The sequence below is a fragment of the Microbacterium sp. NPDC058389 genome, from assembly GCF_042722305.1.
Lineage (GTDB): Bacteria > Actinomycetota > Actinomycetes > Actinomycetales > Microbacteriaceae > Microbacterium.
Window position 1 is genome coordinate 55322 of sequence record NZ_JBHXJQ010000013.1, and the last position, 21918, is coordinate 77239.

A 21918-nucleotide genomic window follows, 5' to 3' on the forward strand; every position below is an offset into this window, starting at 1 on the left:
GTCAGTTCGCGATCGCATCCGCGGGCCGGTCGCCGCGGCCGTGACGGGCCGCCGCGATGAGGCTCTGCGTGTACGGGTGCCGCGCCCCGCCGAAGATCTCGGACGCGGGAGCCGTCTCGACCAGGCGCCCGCGCTGCATGACGGCCACCCGATGCGAGATGCGCCGCACGACGGCGAGGTCGTGCGAGATGAAGAGGTACGAGACGCCCGTTCGCTGCTGCAGGTCGATCAGCAGATCGACGACGGTCGCCTGCACCGTCACGTCGAGCGCCGAGGTCGGCTCGTCGCACACGATGAGCGGTGACCTGCCCGCGAACGCCCGTGCGATCGCGACACGCTGCTTCTGCCCGCCCGACAGCTGATGCGGCAGCTTGTCGAGCACGTCGGCCGGGAGCCCGGTCTGCGCCACCAGGCCTTCGGGCGTGCCGTCGCCGTGCAGCAGCTCGATGGCCCGCCGCAGCGTCTGCCGCACCGTGCGGCGCGGGTTGAGCGAGGCGTCGGGGCTCTGGAACACGATCTGCACGGGAGGCGGAGTGCGGGGCGCATCGAGCACGACCTCGCCGTCGAACGCCGTGAGCCCGGCCACCACGCGGCCGAGGGTCGTCTTGCCGCTCCCCGACTCCCCGACGATCCCGAGGGTCTCGCCGCGCCCGATGTGCAGGTCCACGCCGTCGATGGCCGCGTGCCCGGCGTACCGTTTGCGCAGGCCGGTGGCGACGAGGAGCGGCGGGCCGGCGGCATCCACTCTCTCGCGCACCGCGCCGTCGAACGCGGGGATCGCCGAGACCAGCCGCCGCGTGTACTCGTGCGCGGGATCGACGACGAGCCGCGCCGACGAGGTCGTCTCCCGCAGCCGGCCGTGCTCGAGCACGCCGACGCGGTCGCTGTGGGCGGCGACCAGCGGCAGGTCGTGGCTGATGAGCAGGCTCGCGAACCCCAGGCGCTGCTGCAGGCGGCCGATGAGCGCGAGCACCTCCGCCTGCACCTGGCTGTCGAGCCCGGTCGTCGGTTCGTCGAGGATCAGCAGACGCGGTCGCGCAGCGAGCGCCATCGCGATCATGACGCGCTGCTGCTGCCCGCCCGACAGTTCGTGCGGGTACCGTGCCGCGAGCCGTTCGGGGTCGGGCAGTCCCACCTCCTGGAGCGAGTGGAGCGTCGCCTCGCGCGCGGCGGGCCGGGCAAGACCGCGCAGGCGGTGGGCCTCGGCGACCTGCGCGCCGATGGATGCCGTCGGATTGAGCGCACGCGACGGCTCCTGGTACACCACGCCGACGTCATCGCGGCGATACGCGCGCAAGGCAGGGGTGTCGAGCCCGAGCACGTCGCGCCCGGCCACCCGGAGCTGGTCGGCGTGCACCCGTGCGCCCTTCGGGAGGTACCGCGTGAGCGCCAGCGCGATCGTGCTCTTGCCCGAGCCCGACTCGCCCACCAGCCCGTGGGCCTCGCCCTCGGCGATGTCGAGGTCGACGTCCTGCACGGCGGTGCGCAGCCCGCCGTCGACGCGGTGGTCGATCGTGAGCCCGCGCACCGAGACGAGACCTGTCATCCGCGCAGCACCTCCTTCAGGTTGTCGGCCACGAGGTTGACAGACACCACGAGCGACGCGATCGCGAGGGTCGGGAAGACGAGCGTCCACCACGCCCCCTGCAGGTACGCGCGGTTCTCGTTGACGGCGAGTCCCCAGTCCGGCGACGGGGGCGCGGCCGCCAGTCCCAGGAACGACAGCGAGGATGCCACGAACACCGCACCGCCGATGCTCAGCGCCGCCTGCACCGCGACCTGCGGCCACACGTTGGGCAGCAGCTCGCGCGCGAGGATGAGCCCCGTGCGCTCGCCCTGCACCTGCGCGCTCGTGACGTAGTCCTTGCCCATCTCGACGAGCACTTCGGCACGGATGATGCGGGCGATGCCGGGAGCGAACAGCACGCCGATCGCGCCCGCCAGCACCAGCGGGCTGCTCCCGAAGGCGCCGACGATCACCAGCAAGAAGATGAGCGTCGGCAGCGCGAGGAACACGTCGAACGTGCGCATGAAGAGCTGGTCGACCCAGCCCCGCCGGTACCCGGCGATCAGGCCGAGCGCCGTGCCGAGGACGGTGGCGATGAGCGTTCCGAGCGGGCCGATGAGCAGCGCCGACTCGGCCCCGGCGAGCACGCGGGCGAACACGTCGCGCCCGATGCGGTCGGTGCCGAACCAGTGCTCCGGGCTCGGCGGGGCGAGCTTCGCACCGGTGTCGCCGAACGGGTCCAGCCCGAACCAGCGCCACGCGATCGCGACGAACACCCACCACACGATGACGACCGCCGAGAGGGTGAACGTCGGGCGTCGCAGGAGGGCGGCCCAGGCGCCGCCGGCACGCGGGGTCGCGGCATCCATCGGCACCGCGAGGTCCACGCGGTCGGCGAGCAGCACGTCTGCGGCCATCTCACTCCCCTTCTGTGAACCGCACGCGCGGATCGACGACCGTGAACGCGACATCGGTGACCAGCAGTGCGCACAGCGAGATGAGCCCGGTCACCATGACCCCGGCGGCGAGGATGAAGACGTCCTTCTTCTGGGTGGCCGTCACCAGCAGCTCACCCAGGCCCGGGTAGCCGAAGAGCGTCTCGACGACCGCGCTGCCGCCGAGCAGGGCCCCCAGGTACACGCCGATCAGCGAGATCGTCGGGATCAGCGCGTTGCGCGCGACGTGGCGGCGGAACAGCGCTCCGCCGTGAACGCCCTTGATCACCGCGGTGCGGTAGAACTGCGAACCGGTCGCCTCGACCACGCCGGTGCGGGTCATGCGCGCGAGCACCGACACGTATCCGAGGGCGAGCGTCACCGCCGGCAGCGTCATCGCCCTCAACTGAGGGAAGAAGCCCGCGCCCACCGCATCGCCGGACTGGATCGGCAGCACCGGGAAGATGAGCGCGAACACGATGAGCAGCAGCACGCCGACGACGAACTCGGGCACCGACGCCAGCGACATGAGCCCCACGGTGGCGGCGCGATCCGTGCGCGACCCTTCGCGGCGCGCCTGCCAGGCGCCGATCCCGATCGCCAGCGGCACGAGGATCGCGAAGGCGTAGAGGCCCAGCAGCACCGAGTTGCCGAGGCGTTCGAGCACGAGTGGCGCGACGGGGTCTCCGTACACGAGGCTCGTGCCCCACTGCCCGGTGACGAAGCCGCCGAGCCATGACAGGTAGCGGTCGACGAGGCCGCCGTCGAGGCCGTGGGCGGCGTTCCACTCCTGCACCTGCTCCGCCGTCGCGTACTGCCCCAGGGCGTTGCGTCCGGGGTCGCCCGGCACCACCTGGATGAGCCAGAACACGAGCACCGACACGACGAGCAGCACCGCGGGGATCTGGATCGACCGCTGCCCGACGAGCCGGCCGATCCCTCGGTGACGCACGCGCAGCACCGCCGGCCCCCGCCCGAGGCGGGGACCGCTCTCGAGGCGGGGGTCGGCGGTCACGCGTCAGTCCTCGATCGAGATGCCGGAGAAGTCGTAGCCGGTGTAGAAGTCCAGCGCGCCGGCGAACTCGCCCTTGACGCGCTTGTCCTGCAGCGACTGCGCCTTCGAGAAGGCCGGGACGATGACGGGCAGGTCGGTCCACTGGATCTCGGCGATCCGGTCGGCGAGCTGCTGGCGCTCGTCGGGGTCGGTGGTGGCGTCGAACTGCGCGGTCAGGTCCTCCAGCTCGGGGTTGGCGTAGTGCGACGCGTTCCACGACGAATCGGCCGCGTAGATCAGCGACACGTACTGCGACGGGACCCGCTTGGCCCAGTTGGTGACGGTCACGCCCGCGGTCAGCCACGGGGTGTCGTCGCCCTCGGCGTAGTACTGCTCGCCGGTCAGCACGTCGAGGTCGACGTCGAAGCCCGGGACCGCGTTCAGCTGCTGCTGCAGCACCTCGCCGAACAGCTGGTTGTCGGTCGTGATCGTGAACGACAGCGTACGGCCGTCGAGCAGGTCCGCCACCTTGTCGAGGTCCTGCTCGCGCTGCTCGAGCCCGGCTGGCTGCGGGTCGTAGTCGGGGAAGAAGGTGACGTCGTCGGCGATGTCGGCGTTGCCCTGGTACACGTCGTCGACGAGCCCCTGCCGGTCGATCGCCCACGCGAGCGCCTCGCGTGCGGTCGGGTCGTCGAAGGGCGCCGCGGTCACGTCGAGGAAGATGCCGTCGATCTTGTTGTAGCCCGACGAGATGGTGTTGTACTTCGACGCGTCGACGGTCGCCGCGACGTCGGAGGTCAATCCGATGCGATCGATCTCCCCCGCCTGGAAGGCCAGCAGCGTCGCCTGGGTGTCGCCGTAGACCTTCAGCTCGACGCCGTCGAGCTCGATGGCGTCGGCGTTCCAGTACTTCGGGTTCTTGACGTAAGTCGCACCCTTGCCGACGGTGTAGTCCTCGAGCAGGAACTGGCCGGCCCCGACGGGGTTGTCGAGCCACGTTCCCGGCTCGTAGTCGGCGGGGAGGATGCCGGTGTTCGTGCCGGTGAGCAGCAGCGGGAAGTCCGAGAACGGACGCACGAGCGTGAACACGACCGCCTCGTCGCCGTCGGCGGCCACCGAGTCGAGGATGCCGTCGAATGCGCTGCGGCCGGGCGACTGGCTGTCTTCGGCCGTGATCGCCTGGAACGTCGCGACCACGTCGGCCGACGTGACCGGCGTGTCGTCGTTGAACACCGCGCCGTCGCGCAGTGTGACGGTCCAGGTGAGGCCGTCGTCCGACGCCGACCAGTCCGTGGCCAGGCGCGGGTTCAGGTCGCCGGCCGCGTCGAGGCTGATGAGCGGCTCGGTGACCAGGCCCGAGATGATCTGTGCGTTGTAGTCCGCGACGGTCAGCGGGTCGATCTCGCTGCCCGGGTCGGTGATCGGCAGGCGGTAGACGTCGTCGGATGCCGCGTCGGACGCGCTGCCGCCGGCCGTGCCGGTCGCGCACGCCGTGAGGCTCAGGGCGAGCGCGCCCACGGCGAGCGCGGCGAGCGCCGCACGCAGCGGGCGTCGGGGGTCGGACGAAGGGGCCATGGTGTTCCTCTCGGGCGGGACGGTTGCGCCGCGGCGGGCGCGGCGCAGGCTGTGGTGAGCGATCGTGGACCGGGTGCCGGGGCGCGGCCAAGCGGTGCGTGACGCACCGCGACACCCGCGGTCACGATCTGTCATCGGGCGTCATGCGGCGCCGACGGGGACGCCGTCGACCTCGACCGTCACGCGCTCCGAGTAGAAGGCGACGCGGCCGGCGATCGGCGCCACCGCGGCCAGCGGTGCGGGATACGACCAGGCGATCTCGCGCTCGCGGCGATCCGCTGCCGCCCAGTACTCGGTCGCCTCCCCCTTGTACGGGCACTCGCTCCACCGGCTGATCTCCCGCAGCGCCGACCAGTCGACGTCTTCGCGGGGCAGGTAGTAGCGGGGCACGAGGCCGGTCTCGTAGACGATGACGGATGCCGTTGAGTCGGCGATCACGCGGTCGCCGTCGGTCACCACGATCCGGCGTGTGGACGGCAGCGCGTCGACGCGGTTGCGGGGGTCGCGCGGATGCGCGAACACGCGCTCCTCCTCCTCGGTCCAGCGGTCGAGCACGCCGGGGTACCAGGTGAACGCGATGAAGCCGTCGAGCTCGTCGACGTCCCACGTCCAGGCGGCGGCCTCGATGCGCCGGTCGCCGACGACGAGGTCAAACCACTGCCGGGCGGGGGTCCGCGGTCGGTAGTACGACGAGGCCGGCGCCTCGCCGGGCACGAGCAGGTCGGTGCGGACGTCGCCCTGCGGGTATCCGTACTCGGGCACCTTCGCGCCGGGCTCCCACACCAGGACGGGCCGGCGGGAATCCACGACGGCGAGGTCGCCGACCCATCCGCGCACCCAGCGTTCGCTGGGCTCCCACGTCCAGGTGGCGGCATGCACCGGCTCGCGCCGGGCGAGCGTCGCACCGGTGCGGGGCTCGACGCGGGCGGGCGGGGCGACGGTGGTGCTGTTCGTGCTGGTCACGGACACGGTTCCTCCTGGAAGCAGGGTCGGCGGCGGTTCGACGCCACCATGAAAGCCGCCGGGCGCCGCGCCCGCTCGGGGGTTGCCGCCGATGAACGCGCATGACTCCGTATGACGACGCATGCCGTCGCGTGACAGCGGACCGGTGGCGGGCCCGGGCGACGCGCCTAGCCTGACCGCCATGCCTCACCCCGACATCGCACCCGCCGTGCGGCCGCCGCTGCAGACGCGTCCGCCGCTGCAGGTGGGCCTGTTCGCGCATCTCGCCGACCACCGCGGCACCGTCGAGCAGACCTATCTCGACTACCTCGACCTCTTCGAGTACTCGGAGTCGGTCGGGGTCGAGTCGGCGTGGGTGCGGCAGTTCCACCTCGCCAAGCCCGACGCCGGTCGGCTCGGGGGCCTGCCGTCGCCCTTCGTGTTCCTCGGCGTGCTCGCTGCCCGCACCACGACCCTGCGCCTCGGCACCGCGGCCATCACGCTCCCCCTGGAGCAGGAGCTGCGCGTCGCCGAGGACGCCGCGGTGCTCGACGCCCTGAGCGGCGGGCGGGTCGAGCTCGGCCTCGCCAACGGCGGGCAGCCGCAGGTCGCCGCCGCGCTCGGCGTCGCGCGCATCGACGACCGCGAGCAGAGCCGTCGCGCCTACCTCGCCTCGGTGGACCGGGTCGCCGCGGCGCTGCGCGGCGAACCCGTGTCGCCCGACGGCGAGGTGCTGGCCCCTGCGCGGCCGGGGCTCGCGGAGCGCATCTGGCACGCGACGCTCACCGAGCACAGCGCGTTCGAGACCGGTCGTCGCGGCGAGGGCGTGCTCATCGGCACCACCCAGGTCGTACCGGGCGAGGTGTCGGCCGCCGCGTACCACCGCGGGCTCCGCGAAGGCACGACCCCGCGCCTCGGGCTGTCGACCTGGATCTTCCCGGGCCGCTCGCGCGAGGACGCGCTGCGCCGGGCCGAGACGGGCCTGCTCGCCAAGTGGGAGTGGGCCAAGGGCTTCCTCCCGGCCGCCGATACCCCGGCCGAGGTGGCCGAGCGGCTGAACCTGCACTACGGCACGGCGGCCGACATCGCGGCATCCATCGCGCAGCACCCCGCCTTCGCCTACACGACGCACGTCCAGCTGCAGCTGGACGGCCTGTACCGCGACGTCGAGGAGCAGAAGGAGGCGCTCGCCCTCTTCACCGGTGAGGTCGCCCCCGAGCTGGCCACCGCCGACCGTACGGCGGTGGCGGCATGACCCGCGCGCCGCTCGTCTTCGCTGCGGGCGTCTTCTACCCCGGCGGCGAGCACATCACCGGCTGGCGCGCGCCCGGCTCCGAACCGCACGCGTACCTCGACCTCGACTACTACACGCGCTTCGCCCAGACGGCGGAGGCGGGCCGGTTCGCCACCCTGTTCCTCGCCGACGAGCTGTACGTGTGGGATCGCTTCCGCTCCGGCATCGACCACGGCGTCAACGTGCGGCTGGAGCCGTTCACGCTGCTGAGCGCGCTGTCGCAGGTGACCAACCGGATCGGCCTCGCGGCCACCGTGTCGACCACCTACAACGAGCCGTACCACGTGGCCCGCAAGCTCGCCTCGCTCGACCACATCAGCGGCGGCCGCGCCGCCTGGAACCTCGTCACGAGCGCGAGCGATGAGGAGGCGCGCAACTTCGGCCGCGACGCCCACCTCGAGCACGGCCTGCGCTACCGGCGCGGCGCCGAGTTCGTCGACGTCGTGAACGGGCTCTGGGACGGGTGGGAGGACGACGCGTTCCTCTTCGACAAGGCGTCCGGCTACTACGCCGACCGTGCGAAGCTCCACGTTCTCGACCACCGCGGCGACCACTTCGCCGTGCGCGGGCCCCTGAACATCCCGCGCCCCGTGCAGGGCCATCCGCCCCTGTTCCAGGCGGGGGCGTCCGAGGCCGGACGCGACCTCGCCGGCCGCACCGCCGACGCCGTCTTCACGCTGGGCGGCGGGTCGCTCGAGACGTCGCAGGGGCTCTACGACGACTACAAGCACCGCGCCGTCGCCGCCGGCCGCGCCGCCGACGACCTCAAGGTGCTGCCCTGGTTCTCGCCGATCATCGGCGACACACAGGCCGATGCCGAGGAGCGGTTCCGCGAGCTCGCCGCCCTCACGCCCGACCGCGTGCAGGTCGACCTGCTCTCGCACTACCTCGGATCGGACCTCGGCGAGCGCGACCTCGACGAGCCGTTCACCTTCGAGTTCGACCTCGACGGCTTCAACCAGTCCAAGTCCGGGTACCAGGCGATCGCGGCGCTGCTCGCGCAGCGGCCGTACACGATCCGCGAGCTGGCGTGGGAGGTGCTGCGCCGCCGCTTCACCGTCGGCACGCCCGACACACTCGCCGCCCACCTCGTCGAGCGCTACGAGAACGGCGCCGCGGACGGGTTCATCCTCATGGCGCCGACGCTCCCCGACACCCTGGTGCGCTTCGTCGACCACATCGTCCCGCGCCTCACCGATGCCGGCGTGTACCCGCGCGAGTACGCCGGCGACACGCTCCGCGAGAACCTCGGGCTCGCCCGCCCCGCAGGAAGGTACGCCGCATGACCCGTCGACTGCTCCTCGGAGCTTTCCTCTTCCACCCCGGCGGCTCGCACGTGTCGGGCTGGCGCCACCCGTCGGCCGAGCCGCACCGCCACGTCGACATCGAGTACTACGCGCGCTTCGCGCAGACCGCCGAGCGCGGCGTCTTCGACACGATCTTCCTCGCCGACGGCCTGTACTTCTGGGACCGCTTCCCCTCCGGCGTCGACCACTACGGTCAGACCCGCCTGGAGCCGCTCACGCTGCTGTCGGCCCTCGCCGCCCGCACGAGCCGCATCGGCCTGGCGGCGACCGTGTCGACGACCTACAACGAGCCGTATCACGTCGCCCGCGCCATCGCGTCGCTCGACCACATCAGCCGCGGGCGCGCCGCGTGGAACCTCGTGACCTCGCGCTACGACGAAGAGGCCCGCAACTTCGGCGGCGACGACCACCTCGACCATTCGCTGCGGTACGAGCGGGGCGCCGAGTTCGTCGACGTCGTCCACAAGTTGTGGGACAGCTGGGCCGACGACGCGATCCTCGCCGACCGCGAGAGCGGACTGTTCGCGGATGCCGGCGGCCTGGCGGTCCCCGACCACCGGGGCGACCACTTCGCGGTGCGCGGGCCGCTCAACGTGTCGCGGCCGCCGCAGGGCTACCCGGTGCTGTTCCAGGCGGGCGGCTCCGACGCGGGGCAGGAACTCGCCGCGGCCACCGCGGACGCCGTGTTCGCCCGTTCCCTCCCGCTCGCCGACGCGCAGCGCTTCTACGGAGGACTCAAGGCGCGGGTCGTCGCGCACGGCCGGCAGCCCGACGAGGTCGCGATCCTGCCGCAGCTGCGGCCCGTGGTCGCCGAGACCGATGCGGACGCTCGCGCGCTGGCCGCGGAGATCCTCGCGTCGACGCCCGACGCCCTCATCGTCGAGGACGTCGCGCACTCCATCGGGCAGTCGCTGCCCGCCGATCCGGACTCGCCCATCGTGCACGCCCCCGACACCGACATCGCCAACGAGTCGAAGTCGCCCAACCGGCGCCTCGCACGCCTGCTGTCCGGCGAGCGGCTCACCGCCCGCGACCTCTACGCCGAGTCGTTCTGGGAGTCGGTGTCGGTCGGCACGCCCACCGCCATCGCCGACGACCTGCAGGAGCGCTTCGAGTCGGGCGCCGCCGACGGCTTCGTGGTGCAGGCGCTCACCCAGCCCCTCGGGTTCGAGTCGTTCGTCGACCTCGTCGTGCCCGAGCTGCAGCGCCGCGGCCTCACCCGCACCGCCTACGAGGAGACGACGCTGCGCGAACGACTGGGGCTCGCCCGCCCGGCCCGTCGAGTCACCGAAGCGGTGACCGCATGACGCGTGACGACCACGCCCGGCTCGGCTTCGCCACGCGCCAGCTGCACGCCGGCGACCGCTCCCCCGGCCCGCACCGACCGCGCGCCACCCCGATCTACCTCACCGCCGGGTTCGAGTTCGACGACTTCGACCAGGCGCACGCCCGGTTCGCCGGCACCGACCAGGGCTTCAGTTACACGCGCGTCGGCAACCCCACCAACGTCGCCGCCGAACAGCGCATCGCCGACCTCGAGTCGGGCGTCGGGGCGCTCCTGCTCGGCAGCGGGCAGGCGGCGGTGGCGACCACCGTGCTCTCGCTCGTGTCCGCCGGCGACCACGTGCTGGCCTCGTCGAGCATCTACGAGGGCACTCGCGAGCTCCTGCGCGACGACCTCGCGCGCCAGGGCGTCGCGGTGGACTTCATCGACGACCCGAACGACACGGCCGCATGGGATGCCGCGATCCGGCCGAACACGAGGCTCGTGTTCGCGGAGTCCATCCCCAACCCCAAGAACGACGTGCTCGACGTGGCCGCCCTGGCGACGGTCGCACACCGTCACGGCGTGCCGCTCGTGGTCGACAACACGCTCGCTACGCCTTACCTCCTGCGACCGCTCGAGCACGGCGCCGACATCGTCGTGCACTCGGCGAGCAAGTTCCTCGCCGGGCACGGCACGGTGCTCGGCGGGGTGATCGTCGACGGCGGCACCTTCCCGTGGGCGCGGCACCCGGACGCGTACCCGCAGCTGGCCCGCGAGCGCGGACTCGACGGCCTGACGTTCGCGGAGCGCTCGCCGCGCACCGCGTTCCTCGACTTCGCCCGCCGTGTCGCGATGCGCTACGGCCCGGTGCCGTCGCCGCTGAACGCGTTCCTCATCATCCAGGGGATCGAGACCCTGTCGCTGCGCGTCGCCCGGCAGTCGGCGACCGCGCTGCAGCTGGCGACCTGGCTCGAGCGGCAGCCCGGCGTCGAAGGCGTCGACTACAGCGGCCTGCGGTCGAGCCCCCATCACGCGATCGCGACACGATACCTGCCGCTCGGCCAGGGCTCGGTCTTCGCCGTGACGATCCGCGGCGGCCGTGAGGCGGCACAGGTCTTCACCGACGCGCTGCGCCTGTTCACCCGCATGACCCACCTCGGCGACGTGAGGTCGCTCGTGCTGCATCCCGCCACCACCACGCACGTGCTGCGCGACGACGACCAGCTCGCCGCGAGCGGCATCGGCCCGGGGCTGCTGCGCCTGTCGATCGGGCTCGAAGACCCCGACGACCTCGTGGCCGACCTCGACCGCGCCTTCGCGGCCGTCGCGGCGGCCGACCTGCTGAACACCCTGGGAGTGTCATGACCCGACCGCAGCACTTCGGCTGGTTCCTGTCGCGCGGCTTCGGCCCGCACGGCTGGGCGCGGCCGTACCACGAGTGGAACTACGCGTGGCAGCGCCCCGACCTGTACCAGCAGTCGGCCCGCGAGCTCGAGCAGGCGGGCTTCGACTTCGTCCTCATCGAGGACGCGCTCTCGGTCGGCATCACGCCCGAGACCCTGAATCTGCGTGTGCGCAAGGCATACGGCGGACCGAAGCACGACCCGTGGACGCTCGCGCCGTATCTGTTCGCCGCGACGCAGCACCTCGGCGTCATCCCGACGGCGAACCCGGTCTCGCTGCATCCGTATCAGGCGGCGCGACAGTTCGCCTCGCTGCAGCATCTGAGCGGCAGCCGCGTCGGTCTCAACGTCGTCACCGACGTGGGCAGCGCCCACCACTTCGGGCAGACCCGTCTCGCGCACGATGCCGCGTACGACCGTGCGCAGGAGTGGCTCGACGCGCTGCGCCTGCTGTGGCACAGCTGGGACGACGACGCCCTCATCGCCGACCCGGCGACGCAGATCTACGCCGACGGCACGAAGATCCACGCCGTGCAGCATCGGGGCGAGTACTACTCGTTCGACGGACCGCTGAACGCGGAGCCGCTGCCGGCGGGTGATCCGATCGTCGCGTCCCCCGGCGGCTCACCCCGCGGGATCGGGTTCGCCGGGCGGAACTCCGAGATCCAGCTGGCACTGTCGAACCTCGACGTGGACGCGATCCGCGCGTACCGCGAGCGGGTGCGTGAGGCCGCAGTCGCCGCCGGCCGCAGTGCCGACGACATCAAGACCCTCTTCGTGTTCAAGCCGATCGTCGCCGCGAGCCGGGAGGAGGCCGACCGCATCGTGCGCGCGTCCGAGTCGCCCAGCGACGCGACGCTGCTCGAGGTCGCCGAGGCGTGGTCGAGCGATCTGGAGACCGACCTCACGGCCCTCGACCTCGACCGTCCGCTCGACCCCGCGATCTTCGGCGACCACGTCTCGCAGGGAACGATCAAGGGTCTGCGCGGCCGGTTCGACAGCTTCACCGACGTGCCGCTGCGCGCCGTCCTCGCCGGCAAGGCGCGGCTCGGCCGGATCGGCGACGGCATCAGCGGCACCGTCGGGACGGCCGACGAGCTCGCCGACCTCATCGAGGAACTGGGAGAGGATGCCGGAAACGACGGCCTCATCTTCTCGGGCGACCTGCACCCGGTGACGATCCACCGGACGCTCGACGAGCTCGTCCCGATCCTGCGCCGTCGGGGCATCCTGCGCTCCGAGTTCACGCCCGGCGGCCTGCGCGCCAACCTCTCCGCCTTCTGATCCGTCCGCACCGAAGGGAACCCCATGCCGTCGATCGTCGTCCTCGTCGGAAATCCGCAACCCGCCTCACGCACACGCCTCGTCGCCGAGGAGGTCGCGCGGCAGCTCGCGCAGCGCAGCGGCGCCGACATCGAGCCCACGATCGATCTGGCCGACGTCGCCGGCTCGGTGTTCCACTTCCCCGATGCGGAGGTCGACGCGCTGCTGCAGCGGGTGGCCGCCGCGGACGTGCTGATCGTCGCGAGCCCGACCTACAAGGCGACGTACACCGGCCTGCTCAAGTCCTTCCTCGACCGCTACGGCACGAACGCGCTCTCCGGCGTGACGGCCGTGCCGCTGCTCACGATCGGCGGACCCGCGCACGCGCTCGCGGTCGAGCACGGTCTGCGCCCGCTGCTCGTCGAGCTGGGCGCCTCGACGCCGACGCGGGGTCTCGCGTTCCCGGCCGGCGAGGTCGACCGCCGGGCCGAGCTGGTCGCGGCCTGGCTCGAGACGGAGGGGCGGCGCCTCGCTCCGGCGCTCGACGTCGCGCGCATCCACGCCTGACGTCAGCGGGCCGTCCGCCGTCAGCCGACGCCGACCGTCACGAGATCGGCCAGCCGGCGTCGGAACTGCGCGGCCATGTCGACGCTGTCGGGCGCGACGAGCCACTGCACCTGCAGCCCGTCGACGGTCGCGATGAGCTCGGCCGCCAGCCCCTCGACCTCGACGCCGGGGCGCAGCAGCCCGCGGGCGTCGAGATCGGCGATCGCCGCGCCCAGATAGCGGCGCAGGTTCTCGTAGCGCGTCGCGATGTAGGCGTGCGCGGGGTGCGACGGATCGGATGCCTCGACCGACAGCACCGCGAACAGACCGACGATCCCGCGGTTCGACGTGTTGTGCTCGACGAGGCGTGCGAACCGCCCGAGCAGGTCGAGCCCGTCGACCGGCGCGGTCACGCCCGAGAAGAACTGCTCGCGGTCGACGCGGTCGCGCTCTTCGAGCACGGCTTCCAGCAGCGACTCCTTCGTGGGGAAGTGGTGGACGAGGCCCGCTCGCGACACCCCGCTGTCGGCGGCGATCTGGACGAGGCTCGCACCCCGGTAGCCGTGCGCGCTGAAGGCCTCGAACGCCGTCCGCACGATGCGGGCACGCCGGGCGCGGCCCTTCGCGTACCCGGCGTCGTCGGCTTCCCCGCTCATCTCCCCGGCCTCAGTCCCGGTCGGTCGAGCCGGTCGGGCCCGTGCGGGGCTCGTCCACGTGCGGTGTGACCACCGCGGCACCCGCCTCGACGCCGGCGGCGGCATCCACGTGTCCGTCGCGCGAGGCGCGAGCCGGTGCCAGCCCGGATGCCGCGACGCACGCGACGGCGAGCAGGGCGACGACCACCCACAGCGCCTCGAGCAGGCCGTACTGATCGGCCAGCACGCCGATGACCGGCGGGCCGGCGAAGTTCGCGAGGTAGCCGATCGCCGCGACGAAGCTCACCCGCAGCGCCGCGTACGGGCCGGTCGCCGCCGCCGACATGCCGAGCGGGAACCCCATCGAGACGCCCACCGCCCACAGCGCCACGCCGACGAGCACGACCCACGCCGGACCGCCCACGATGAACAGGATGACCCCGACGATGCCGAGCGCCGTCGTATACCGCACGGCACGGACCCGCCCGATGCGGTCGATGACGGGGCCGGCGAAGATGCGCGTGACCGCCTCGACCATCGCGAACACGGTGAAGAAGAAGGCGGCGACCGCCGCGCTCTGCCCGTGGCCGTCGCTCACGGCGAGCGACAGCCAGTTGTTGGCCGAGCCCTCGCCGACCTCGACACCGAGCATCACCACGCCGATGAGCACCAGACGCCAGTCGAGCACGGCGCGCCAGTTCACGCGCTGCTTCGTCCCGTCGGCCGCGGGCTTGGGCGCCGCGTGGTTGCCGGTGGGGATGCCGCGCGCGATCGGCACGGCCGCGATCGCGATGATGACCGCCTCGCCGAGGAACTGCGCCGCCGGCGTGATCCCGATCGCCGCGCACAGACCGCCGAGCGCAGCCCCGGCCGCGACGCCGATCGACCACGCGGCGTGCATCATCGGCATCCACGTGCGCGCCGCACGCTTCTCGACCTCGGCGCCTTCGACGTTGGCGGTCACGTCGAGCACCGAGATGCCGAGGCCGGTGAGGATGAACGCGATCGCGATGAGGGGGACGGATGCCGCCCCCACGCCGATCCCGAGGGTCACCATCGACAGCACCACGACGACCAGCGCCGCGGCGATCGCACGCCGACCGCCCAGACGCATCGAGACCTGCGCCGAGACCGCGAGCCCGAGCACCGAGCCGATCGCCATCGCCGTCAGGAGGAAGCCGATGGTCGTGGCATCCAGCCCGACGTCCGCCGAGATCGTGGGAAGCCGCGGGCCCCAGGCCGACACCGTGACACCGCCGACCGCGAAGGTCGCGATGACGGCGTTGCGCCACGTGCGCAGCTCGCGCGGCGGGCTCGGTCTCTTGTCGGCCACAGTGCACATCCGTTCCTGCCGCGCGTCCGTGCGCGGCCGAGTCGCCTCGACTCTACGCCAAAACCGTCACCCCTCACGGTTTTTGACGGATGCCGCCGCCCGCGCTCGACCCTAGACTGCGAGCCATGCCGGCAGCCGATGCGACCCCGCCCCGGACGGTGTGGGGCGTGACGTGGCGCGTCCTGCTCGCGGTCGCGATCAGCGGAGTCGTGTGGGGGACGCTCCTCGGTGCGCACGGCACCGATCTCACCACGTTCCCGCGGGTGTGGCTGTGGGTCGTCGACCCGGTGCTCGGCACCGCCGCGCTGGTGCTGGTGCTGGTGTTCGTGCGGCGGGCGCCCGTCGTGGTGGGCGCGGCCGCCGGCGTCCTCATCGTGGTGTCGGCGGCCGCCGTCGGACCGGCGCTCCTCGCGATCGGATCGGTGTCGACCCGTCGCCGCTGGCGTGAGATCGCGGTGGTGGGCGCGATCGATGTCGTGGCGCTGCTGTTCGTCGGCGCGCTCTATCCGCAGGCCGTCGACGCGTTCCCGTGGTGGTCGCGCGCCCTGGTGTTCGGACTGGGGCTCGCGGTGGTCGTCGCGGTCGGCATCGCGATGGGCCAGCGTCGCGCTCTCCTCGCGGGGCTGCGCGAGCGCGCCGAACAGGCCGAGCGGGAGCAGCGGGCGCGTGCCGAGGCGGCACGCGCCGCCGAGCGCACCCGCATCGCCCACGACATGCACGACGTGCTGGCCCACCGCATCTCGCTGGTCGCGCTGCACTCGTCCGCCCTCGCGTTCCGCGACGGGGTGCCTCCGGACGAGGAGAGGGCGGCGCTGCAGACGATCTCCGAGAATGCGCGACTCGCGCTGGGCGAGCTGCGCGACGTCCTCGGCGTGCTGAGACAGCCCGGCGCGGCCGTCGCGCCGGAGCCGCCGCAGCCGCAGCTGGACGACGTCCCGCGGCTGGTCGACGAGGTGCGCGCGTCCGGCATGACCGTCCGGTTCGTGGCAGCCGTCGACGGCTCACCGCCTTCCGTCATCGGCCAGGCCGCCTACCGCGTCGTGCGCGAAGCGCTCACCAACGCCCGCAAGCACGCCACCGGCGCGGAGGTCGTGGTGTCGATCGCCGGCGAGGCCGGCGAGGGACTGGCGGTGCGGGTCTGCAACGCGGCGGTGCGGCATCCCTCATCAGAGCCCCTGCCGGGTGCGGGACTGGGGCTCGTCGCCATGCGCGAGCGGGTCGAACTCGCCGGCGGGCGCATGAACCACGGCGCGACCCCGGACGGCGGGTTCGAGCTGACCGCGTGGCTACCATGGGCGACGTGACCCCCGAGCACCTGCGCATCGTGATCGTCGACGACGACCCTCTGGTGCGGGCCGGGCTGGTGATGATCCTCGGCGGCGACCCGGCGCTGAGCGTCGTCGCGCAGGCTGCCGACGGTGCGGCGGGGGTCGTGGCGGTCGAGCGCGAGCACCCTGATGTCGTGCTCATGGACATCCGCATGCCGGTCATGGACGGTCTGGCGGCGACGGAGCGGATCCTCGGGATGCCGCACCCGCCGCGTGTCGTGCTGCTGACGACGTTCGACACCGACGAGATGGTGCTGCGGGGCCTGCGCACCGGCGCCGCAGGGTTCCTGCTGAAGGACACGTCCCCGCCGCAGCTCATCGCGGCAGTGAGGGATGCGGCCGCCGGTTCTCCCGCCTTGTCACCGCGCGTCGCCGAGACGCTCATCGCGGCGGCGACGGCCCCTGAGCGCGCGCGTGACGACGAGGCGAGGGCCGCCGCCCGCACGGAGCTCGCGCAGCTCACCGAGCGGGAGCTGGAGGTCGCGCAGGCGGTCGGTCGCGGGCTGTCCAACGCCGAGGTGGCGGCTGAGCTCTACATGTCGATCGCGACGGTGAAGGCGCACGTCGGCCGCGCACTGGCCAAACTGCAGCTGGAGAACCGCGTGCAGCTGGCGCTGCTGGTGCACGACGCGGGGACCGGCAGAGATAGCCGAAAGTAGGGGGTCGACACAGACCTCCGGTGCTCCTGCGGCGACGCGGCCATCGCCATGATGGTGGCATGACCAACCAAGAGCACAGCGAGAGCCTCACCGAGACCACCACGGGTCCGGCACTGCGAGTCCGTCCCCGCGTCTGGATCGGCATCGCGATCTGGGCCGCGTACACCCTCCTCGTCTTCGCCGTCGGCAAGGCGATGGGCGTCCCGTACACCGATCTCGGCGAGAGCGGCTCGAACCTCTTCCTCGGCGCCGGCGTCTCGCTCATCGTCGGGGCGGTGGCCCTCGCGATCACCGCCACACTGCTCGGCTGGTGGCGCCCGGCCCTGTTCGACCGCCACCGCAGCGTGCGCTGGCCGATCTTCGTGCCGATCCTGATGGCGGTCGCGCTCGTCATCAACCTCGTGAGCACCGACTGGGGCTCGTACGACGGCGGCTTCTTCGCGGCATCCATCGTCCTGCTGCTCGTGGGCTTCACCGAAGAGATGGCCAACCGCGGTCTGCTCGTCGTCGCCCTGCGCAGCCGCCTCGGCGAGGGCTGGGTGTGGTTCCTCAGCTCGCTGCTGTTCGGGCTCATGCACCTGACGAACGCCCTGTCGGGTCAGGACCTCCTCACCACGCTGCAGCAGGTCGCCTTCGCGTTCGCCGGCGGCACGATCTTCTACATCCTGCGCCGCACCACCGGCACCCTCATCTGGGCCATGGTGCTGCACGGGCTGTGGGACTTCTCGACCTTCGCGGTCGGTCACGGCACGCCCGGCGCGTTCGCGGCCTTCGGCGGCATCGTGAACCAGATCGCCTGCGTCGCCGGACTGATCGTCGTCGCCTTCGTCATCCGCGGCGCGAAGGAGCGCACCGCTCTCGCGTGACGCGTCACCCGCCGATGCCCCCGACCTCTTCGGTCGGGGGCATCGTGCGTGCGCGGTGGGACGCCGCGGGGACCGGGCCGGGACTCCCGGAGGCGGGCCCAGGCATCGGTCACGACGTGTGCGCGGCCTCCAGCAGGTCGCGCGCCACCGGTGCCAGGTCGCGCGCGGCGCCGCGCCAGATCGCGGTGATGGGCCGCGTGATCGGCTCGGTGTCGACGGCGACGCGGGCGAGGCGGCCGAGACGCAGGTCGTCGGCGACGACGCGGCTCGACAGCACGGCGGGGGCAAGGCCGCTCGCCACCGCCGAGCGGATCGCGGCGGTGTTCGCGAGCACGACCGCGGGGACGGCCGGCGCGTGACCCAGGCGCTCCTCGACGACGAGCTCCCAGCTGCGCCGGGTGCCGCTGCCAGGCTCGCGGGCCACGAGGCCGGTTCCGGCGATCTCGGCCAGGGGGACGGCATCCCGGACCGCCCACGGGTGATCCGTCGCCACGACGACCACCAGCTCGTCGCGCGCGACGACGCGGCTCGACAGGTCGGTCAGCGGCTCGGGGCTCTCGATGAAGCCGAGGGATGCCTCACCCGCGCGCACCCGTGCGCACGTGTCGGCGCTGTTGGCGGTGAGCAGGCGCACCTCGGTCGGCGTCCGTCCGGCGGCGAGCTGCGCCGTCCGCAGCGTCACGAGCCAGCGCGGCAGGAGGTGCGACGCGACGGTCTGGCTCGCGGCGACCGAGAGCTCGCGACCGGTCTCGCCGCGCAGCTGCCCGATGCCCGTCTCGAGCCGGTCGGCCGCCTGCAGCAGCTCGTCCGCCCACGCGACGAACACCTCGCCCGCAGGCGTCGCGGTCACACCCTGCGGCGAGCGCAGCAGCAGCTCGAGGCCGAGGGCGCGCTCCATCGCCCGCAACCGGGCGGACGCGGACTGCTGGGTCACGCCACGCTCGCGCGCGGCGGCCGAGATCGAGCCGAGTTCGCAAACGGCGCGCAGCAGACGCAGTGCGTCGATGTCGGGCACGTATCCCATGGCTACAGCCTATGCCTTTACCCCTACGCATCCGAGACGGCTACCGGATCCTGCGGCGGCGGACGAACGTTTCAAGGGTGTTCCGCTCCGCCCCGCTCGTTCCCCGTACCGTCCGCTTCGCCCCCGGGATCGCACTGTGCCTCGCGATCGGCGGCGTCTCGCTCGCCGTCGGCTCGATCGCACCCGTGGTCGGCAGCGCGCTGCCCGCGATCGCGATCGGCGTGGCGGCGGCGGCGATCCGGCGACCGGGCACGCCCACCCGGCCCGGCATCGCGTTCTCGGCCAAGTGGCTGCTGCAGGCCGCCGTCGTGCTGCTGGGCGCGCAGCTGTCGCTGCACGACGTCGTCGCGGTGGGCGCCGAGTCGCTGCCCGTGATGCTCAGCACGCTGACAGTGTGTCTGCTGGCGGCGTGGGGGCTCGGCCGGGCGATGCGGATCGACGGGCGCCTGCGCGCCCTGATCGGCGTCGGCACCGGCATCTGCGGAGCCTCGGCGATCGCGGCCGTCGCGCCGGTGATCGCAGCGACCAGCGGCGAGATCGCCTACGCGGTCTCGACGATCTTCGTGTTCAACATCGCCGCCGCGGTCGCGTTCCCGCTCCTCGGCCACGCACTGGGACTCGACGCGCACACGTTCGGGCTGCTCGCCGGCACCGCGATCAACGACACCAGCTCGGTGGTCGCGGCAGCCACGACGTTCGGAGCCGGCGCCCTCGGGTTCGCTGTGGTCGTGAAGCTCGTCCGCACGCTCATGATCGTGCCCATCAGCGTGAGGCTCGCGCTGCGGCAGCCGCGCGACAGCGCATCGAGCCTGCTGCGCCAGCCGTGGCGCATCCTCACGCTGGTGCCGTGGTTCATCGTCGGCTTCATCGTGATGGTGCTCGCGAATTCGGCCGGCCTCATCTCCGCGGGGGTGCACACCGCGCTGGCGATGTGCAGCGGCCTGCTCATCGCCGCGGCGCTGGCCGGCATCGGGCTGTCGACCGACCTCGCCGCGATCCGCCGGGCCGGCTGGCGGCCGCTCGCGCTCGGCGCGGTGCTCTCGCTGCTGGTGACGGCGACGGCCGTCGGCGCGCTCGCCCTGACCGGCCGACTGGGCTGAGCGGCGGCATCCCTCCCGCGTCAGAGCGCGACGTGGAACTTCGGACCCCGGCCGGCGCCCGCCGGCCGGGCGCCGGCGAGGATCGCGGGCAGCTCGTCGAGCGTGACGGTGGCGGCGATGAGCGGTCGCGGATCGACGACACCCGCCGCGTAGGCGTCGATCGTCCCGGCAAGGCCGGGCGACGCGCTCAGCACGCCGACCGCCGTCACGTCCTTGAGGGCGAGGTCGCGGGTGTCGATGAGGCTCGGGGTGCCGGCCAGGCCGATGTACACGGTGCGTCCGCCGGGCTCGACGAGATCCAGCGCCCGCGCCGGCAGGAGCGGGGAGTTGGATGCTTCGATCACGGCGTCCCACGGCAGCCGTGGCAGCCGCTCCTCGGTCCAGACGTCGTCGAAGCCGAGCGTGCGGGCGAACGCCGCCGAGACCTCGTCGCGCGCGAGCAGGTGCACCTCGGCGCCCGCCGCGCGCGCGAACAGCGCACACAGCAGGCCGATGGTGCCGGGCCCGAGCACGAGGCAGCGGTCCCCCGGCCGCAGCGCCGCGCCCTCCACCGCCCGGAAGGCATTGCCGCCCGGCTCCACGAGCGCCCCCCGCGCATCGTCGACGGCGTCGGGCAGCCGGTGCAGCGATCGAGCAGGCGTCGCGACCTGCTCGGCCAGCGCGCCCGGCTTGCCGCCGCGGATGCCGAGCTCCAGCCGGCGCTCGCACACGTGCTGCCGGCCACGGTCGCAGCGGCGGCATGCGCCGCAGCCGAGCATCGTGTCGCCGGTGACCCGGCGCCCGATCCACGCGGGGTCGACGCCGACGCCGACCGCCGAGACGGTGCCCATCCACTCGTGGCCGATGCGCATCGGGTATGCGGCATGGCCGGAGTGCAGGTACGCCATCGCGCCGCTGAAGAACTCGAGGTCCGTGCCGCAGATGCCGGCGCGCTGCACGTCGACGACCACCTCCCCCGGCGCCGCGATCGGTGCGGGGAGGTCCTGCACCTCCGCGTGCCCCGGTGCGGTGATCACGAGCGCCTTCATCGCCCGCCCCACAGGAGCGGAGGGATACCGCGCACCCCGGTCCGTGCCGTGAACACGCGCCCCGACAGCGGGTGCTCCGCGAGCTGCGCGGGCGTCAGGTGCTCGGTCGCGGTCGTGATGACGAGCGTGTCGAGACCGGGTCCCGCGAACACCGGGCACGTGGTGTGCGGCGCGGGCACGTCGACGCGGCCGACGAGCGCACCATAGGGCGAGAAGCGGAGGACGCACCCCCCGCCCCACACGGCGACCCAGACGTGGTCGTCGGCATCGACGGTCAGGCCGTCGGGATGCCCGTGGTCGAGCACCGCGAAGACGGTGCGCTCGCCGACCTCGCCCGAGACGGGGTCGTAGTCGCGCACGAAGATGCGCGCGGTGCCGGTGTCGACGCTGTAGAAGCGCCGCCCGTCAGCGCTCCAGGCGAGACCGTTCGAGAGCGTCAGGTCGTCGTCGATGACGGTCACGGGTTCGCCGGCGTCGGCGTCCATCCGGAGCAGCAGCTCGCCGCCCGGGCCGAGGGTGCCCACCACGAAGCGCCCGGCGGGGTCGGGCTTGCCGTCGTTGAACCGGCGGCCGGCGCCTGCGACCAGCTCGCGACCGGACGAGATCGCGCCATCGGGTGCGACGTAGTGCAGCCGGTGCGTGCCGGCGACGACGAGCGCGCCGTCGGCGGCGACCGCGACCGCCCCCGCGGTGTCGGGCAGCGCGATGCGTTCCGCGGGGGCGATGCTCCCGTCGTCGCGAAGCCGGCCGGTGTGGACGACTCCCGCCATGATGTCGACCCACAGCAGGCGCTCCCGCACCGGGTCCCACGTCGGACCTTCGCCCAGGAACAGCCGTTCGTCGGTCGCCACCTGGGCCGTTGCCAGGAGCGGCACCCGTTCCCATCCGTCCACGCGTTTCGTCTCGCTTCGC

20 protein-coding genes are annotated in these 21918 nt (G+C 72.8%); 10 read left to right on the forward strand and 10 right to left on the reverse strand.

What is annotated here, in order from left to right; genetic code table 11:
- Position 1: 1 nt before the first annotated feature.
- From ACFWJ8_RS15840 to ACFWJ8_RS15860, 5 genes are all read right to left on the reverse strand, one after another.
- Positions 2-1546, reverse strand: coding sequence for an ATP-binding cassette domain-containing protein (locus ACFWJ8_RS15840; protein WP_378813323.1), 1545 nt, complete (start codon positions 1544-1546; stop codon positions 2-4).
- On the reverse strand, positions 1543-2424 hold the full coding sequence (locus tag ACFWJ8_RS15845; RefSeq protein WP_378813325.1) for an ABC transporter permease: 882 nt from the start codon (positions 2422-2424) through the stop codon (positions 1543-1545). The genes ACFWJ8_RS15840 and ACFWJ8_RS15845 overlap by 4 nt, the downstream gene beginning before the upstream one ends.
- 1 nt (position 2425) lies before the next feature.
- On the reverse strand, positions 2426-3457 hold the full coding sequence (locus ACFWJ8_RS15850) for an ABC transporter permease (protein WP_378813326.1): 1032 nt from the start codon (positions 3455-3457) through the stop codon (positions 2426-2428).
- Between the two features lie 3 nt (positions 3458-3460).
- Positions 3461-5011, reverse strand: coding sequence for an ABC transporter substrate-binding protein (locus tag ACFWJ8_RS15855; protein WP_378813328.1), 1551 nt, complete (start codon positions 5009-5011; stop codon positions 3461-3463).
- A 141-nt stretch (positions 5012-5152) separates the two neighbouring features.
- Positions 5153-5974 carry a DUF427 domain-containing protein gene (locus tag ACFWJ8_RS15860; RefSeq protein ID WP_378813329.1) on the reverse strand — a complete coding sequence of 274 codons (822 nt, stop codon included), beginning with the start codon at positions 5972-5974 and terminating at the stop codon, positions 5153-5155.
- Between the two features lie 181 nt (positions 5975-6155).
- Here ACFWJ8_RS15860 and ACFWJ8_RS15865 point away from each other — a divergent pair, with 181 nt between their 5' ends.
- Genes ACFWJ8_RS15865 through ACFWJ8_RS15890 form a run of 6 tightly spaced genes read left to right on the forward strand, consistent with a single transcriptional unit; the run spans position 6156 to position 13054 of the window.
- Positions 6156-7208, forward strand: a complete 1053-nt coding sequence (locus ACFWJ8_RS15865) for an LLM class flavin-dependent oxidoreductase (RefSeq protein ID WP_378813331.1) — start codon at positions 6156-6158, stop codon at positions 7206-7208.
- Entirely contained in the window at positions 7205-8533 is a 1329-nt protein-coding gene (locus tag ACFWJ8_RS15870) for an LLM class flavin-dependent oxidoreductase (RefSeq protein WP_378813333.1), read from the forward strand. Before ACFWJ8_RS15865 ends, ACFWJ8_RS15870 begins: the two co-directional genes overlap by 4 nt.
- On the forward strand, positions 8530-9861 hold the full coding sequence (locus ACFWJ8_RS15875; protein ID WP_378813335.1) for an NtaA/DmoA family FMN-dependent monooxygenase: 1332 nt from the start codon (positions 8530-8532) through the stop codon (positions 9859-9861). The genes ACFWJ8_RS15870 and ACFWJ8_RS15875 overlap by 4 nt, the downstream gene beginning before the upstream one ends.
- Positions 9858-11186, forward strand: a complete 1329-nt coding sequence (locus ACFWJ8_RS15880; protein WP_378813337.1) for an O-acetylhomoserine aminocarboxypropyltransferase/cysteine synthase family protein — start codon at positions 9858-9860, stop codon at positions 11184-11186. The genes ACFWJ8_RS15875 and ACFWJ8_RS15880 overlap by 4 nt, the downstream gene beginning before the upstream one ends.
- Positions 11183-12508, forward strand: a complete 1326-nt coding sequence (locus tag ACFWJ8_RS15885) for an NtaA/DmoA family FMN-dependent monooxygenase (RefSeq protein ID WP_378813338.1) — start codon at positions 11183-11185, stop codon at positions 12506-12508. The genes ACFWJ8_RS15880 and ACFWJ8_RS15885 overlap by 4 nt, the downstream gene beginning before the upstream one ends.
- Before the next feature lie 24 nt (positions 12509-12532).
- Positions 12533-13054 carry an NADPH-dependent FMN reductase gene (locus ACFWJ8_RS15890; RefSeq protein WP_378813340.1) on the forward strand — a complete coding sequence of 174 codons (522 nt, stop codon included), beginning with the start codon at positions 12533-12535 and terminating at the stop codon, positions 13052-13054.
- Positions 13055-13074: 20 nt separating this feature from the next.
- Here the strand turns inward: ACFWJ8_RS15890 and ACFWJ8_RS15895 are convergent, their stop codons facing one another.
- Both ACFWJ8_RS15895 and ACFWJ8_RS15900 read right to left on the reverse strand, forming a co-directional pair.
- The gene (locus tag ACFWJ8_RS15895; protein ID WP_378813341.1) at positions 13075-13689 is read right to left on the reverse strand and encodes a TetR/AcrR family transcriptional regulator; all 615 of its coding nucleotides are present in this window, start codon (positions 13687-13689) and stop codon (positions 13075-13077) included.
- A gap of 10 nt (positions 13690-13699) precedes the next feature.
- Positions 13700-15001 (reverse strand): MFS transporter, encoded by a 1302-nt coding sequence (locus tag ACFWJ8_RS15900; RefSeq protein ID WP_378813343.1) that lies wholly within the window; start codon positions 14999-15001, stop codon positions 13700-13702.
- 125 nt (positions 15002-15126) lie between these two features.
- Between ACFWJ8_RS15900 and ACFWJ8_RS15905 the strand changes: the two genes are divergently transcribed.
- From ACFWJ8_RS15905 to ACFWJ8_RS15915, 3 genes are read left to right on the forward strand one after another with little or no spacing between them, the layout of a single operon-like run.
- The gene (locus ACFWJ8_RS15905) at positions 15127-16305 is read left to right on the forward strand and encodes a sensor histidine kinase (protein ID WP_378813345.1); all 1179 of its coding nucleotides are present in this window, start codon (positions 15127-15129) and stop codon (positions 16303-16305) included.
- Positions 16293-16988, forward strand: a complete 696-nt coding sequence (locus ACFWJ8_RS15910; protein WP_378813347.1) for a response regulator — start codon at positions 16293-16295, stop codon at positions 16986-16988. The genes ACFWJ8_RS15905 and ACFWJ8_RS15910 overlap by 13 nt, the downstream gene beginning before the upstream one ends.
- A 59-nt stretch (positions 16989-17047) precedes the next feature.
- Positions 17048-17854, forward strand: a complete 807-nt coding sequence (locus tag ACFWJ8_RS15915; RefSeq protein ID WP_378813349.1) for a CPBP family intramembrane glutamic endopeptidase — start codon at positions 17048-17050, stop codon at positions 17852-17854.
- Positions 17855-17963: 109 nt separating this feature from the next.
- Here the strand turns inward: ACFWJ8_RS15915 and ACFWJ8_RS15920 are convergent, their stop codons facing one another.
- Positions 17964-18878, reverse strand: coding sequence for a LysR family transcriptional regulator (locus tag ACFWJ8_RS15920; protein ID WP_378813351.1), 915 nt, complete (start codon positions 18876-18878; stop codon positions 17964-17966).
- Between the two features lie 77 nt (positions 18879-18955).
- Here ACFWJ8_RS15920 and ACFWJ8_RS15925 point away from each other — a divergent pair, with 77 nt between their 5' ends.
- Positions 18956-19978: a YeiH family protein gene (locus tag ACFWJ8_RS15925; protein ID WP_378813353.1), complete on the forward strand. Its 1023-nt coding sequence runs from the start codon at positions 18956-18958 to the stop codon at positions 19976-19978.
- 20 nt (positions 19979-19998) lie between these two features.
- Here the strand turns inward: ACFWJ8_RS15925 and ACFWJ8_RS15930 are convergent, their stop codons facing one another.
- A complete protein-coding gene (locus ACFWJ8_RS15930; protein ID WP_378813355.1) occupies positions 19999-20994 on the reverse strand; it encodes a zinc-binding dehydrogenase in 996 nt (331 codons plus the stop codon).
- An 8-nt stretch (positions 20995-21002) separates the two neighbouring features.
- The gene (locus ACFWJ8_RS15935; RefSeq protein ID WP_378813357.1) at positions 21003-21899 is read right to left on the reverse strand and encodes an SMP-30/gluconolactonase/LRE family protein; all 897 of its coding nucleotides are present in this window, start codon (positions 21897-21899) and stop codon (positions 21003-21005) included.
- Positions 21900-21918: the final 19 nt, after the last annotated feature.

Bases quoted from the DNA above. Each gene is read 5' to 3' on its own strand.
- ACFWJ8_RS15840 (WP_378813323.1), bottom strand. From the start codon at position 1,546: ATGACAGGTCTCGTCTCGGTGCGCGGGCTCACGATCGACCACCGCGTC.
- ACFWJ8_RS15845 (WP_378813325.1), bottom strand. From the start codon at position 2,424: ATGGCCGCAGACGTGCTGCTCGCCGACCGCGTGGACCTCGCGGTGCCG.
- ACFWJ8_RS15855 (WP_378813328.1), bottom strand. From the start codon at position 5,011: ATGGCCCCTTCGTCCGACCCCCGACGCCCGCTGCGTGCGGCGCTCGCC.
- ACFWJ8_RS15865 (WP_378813331.1), top strand. From the start codon at position 6,156: ATGCCTCACCCCGACATCGCACCCGCCGTGCGGCCGCCGCTGCAGACG.
- ACFWJ8_RS15870 (WP_378813333.1), top strand. From the start codon at position 7,205: ATGACCCGCGCGCCGCTCGTCTTCGCTGCGGGCGTCTTCTACCCCGGC.
- ACFWJ8_RS15875 (WP_378813335.1), top strand. From the start codon at position 8,530: ATGACCCGTCGACTGCTCCTCGGAGCTTTCCTCTTCCACCCCGGCGGC.
- ACFWJ8_RS15880 (WP_378813337.1), top strand. From the start codon at position 9,858: ATGACGCGTGACGACCACGCCCGGCTCGGCTTCGCCACGCGCCAGCTG.
- ACFWJ8_RS15885 (WP_378813338.1), top strand. From the start codon at position 11,183: ATGACCCGACCGCAGCACTTCGGCTGGTTCCTGTCGCGCGGCTTCGGC.
- ACFWJ8_RS15890 (WP_378813340.1), top strand. From the start codon at position 12,533: ATGCCGTCGATCGTCGTCCTCGTCGGAAATCCGCAACCCGCCTCACGC.
- ACFWJ8_RS15895 (WP_378813341.1), bottom strand. From the start codon at position 13,689: ATGAGCGGGGAAGCCGACGACGCCGGGTACGCGAAGGGCCGCGCCCGG.
- ACFWJ8_RS15905 (WP_378813345.1), top strand. From the start codon at position 15,127: ATGCCGGCAGCCGATGCGACCCCGCCCCGGACGGTGTGGGGCGTGACG.
- ACFWJ8_RS15910 (WP_378813347.1), top strand. From the start codon at position 16,293: ATGGGCGACGTGACCCCCGAGCACCTGCGCATCGTGATCGTCGACGAC.
- ACFWJ8_RS15915 (WP_378813349.1), top strand. From the start codon at position 17,048: ATGACCAACCAAGAGCACAGCGAGAGCCTCACCGAGACCACCACGGGT.
- ACFWJ8_RS15920 (WP_378813351.1), bottom strand. From the start codon at position 18,878: ATGGGATACGTGCCCGACATCGACGCACTGCGTCTGCTGCGCGCCGTT.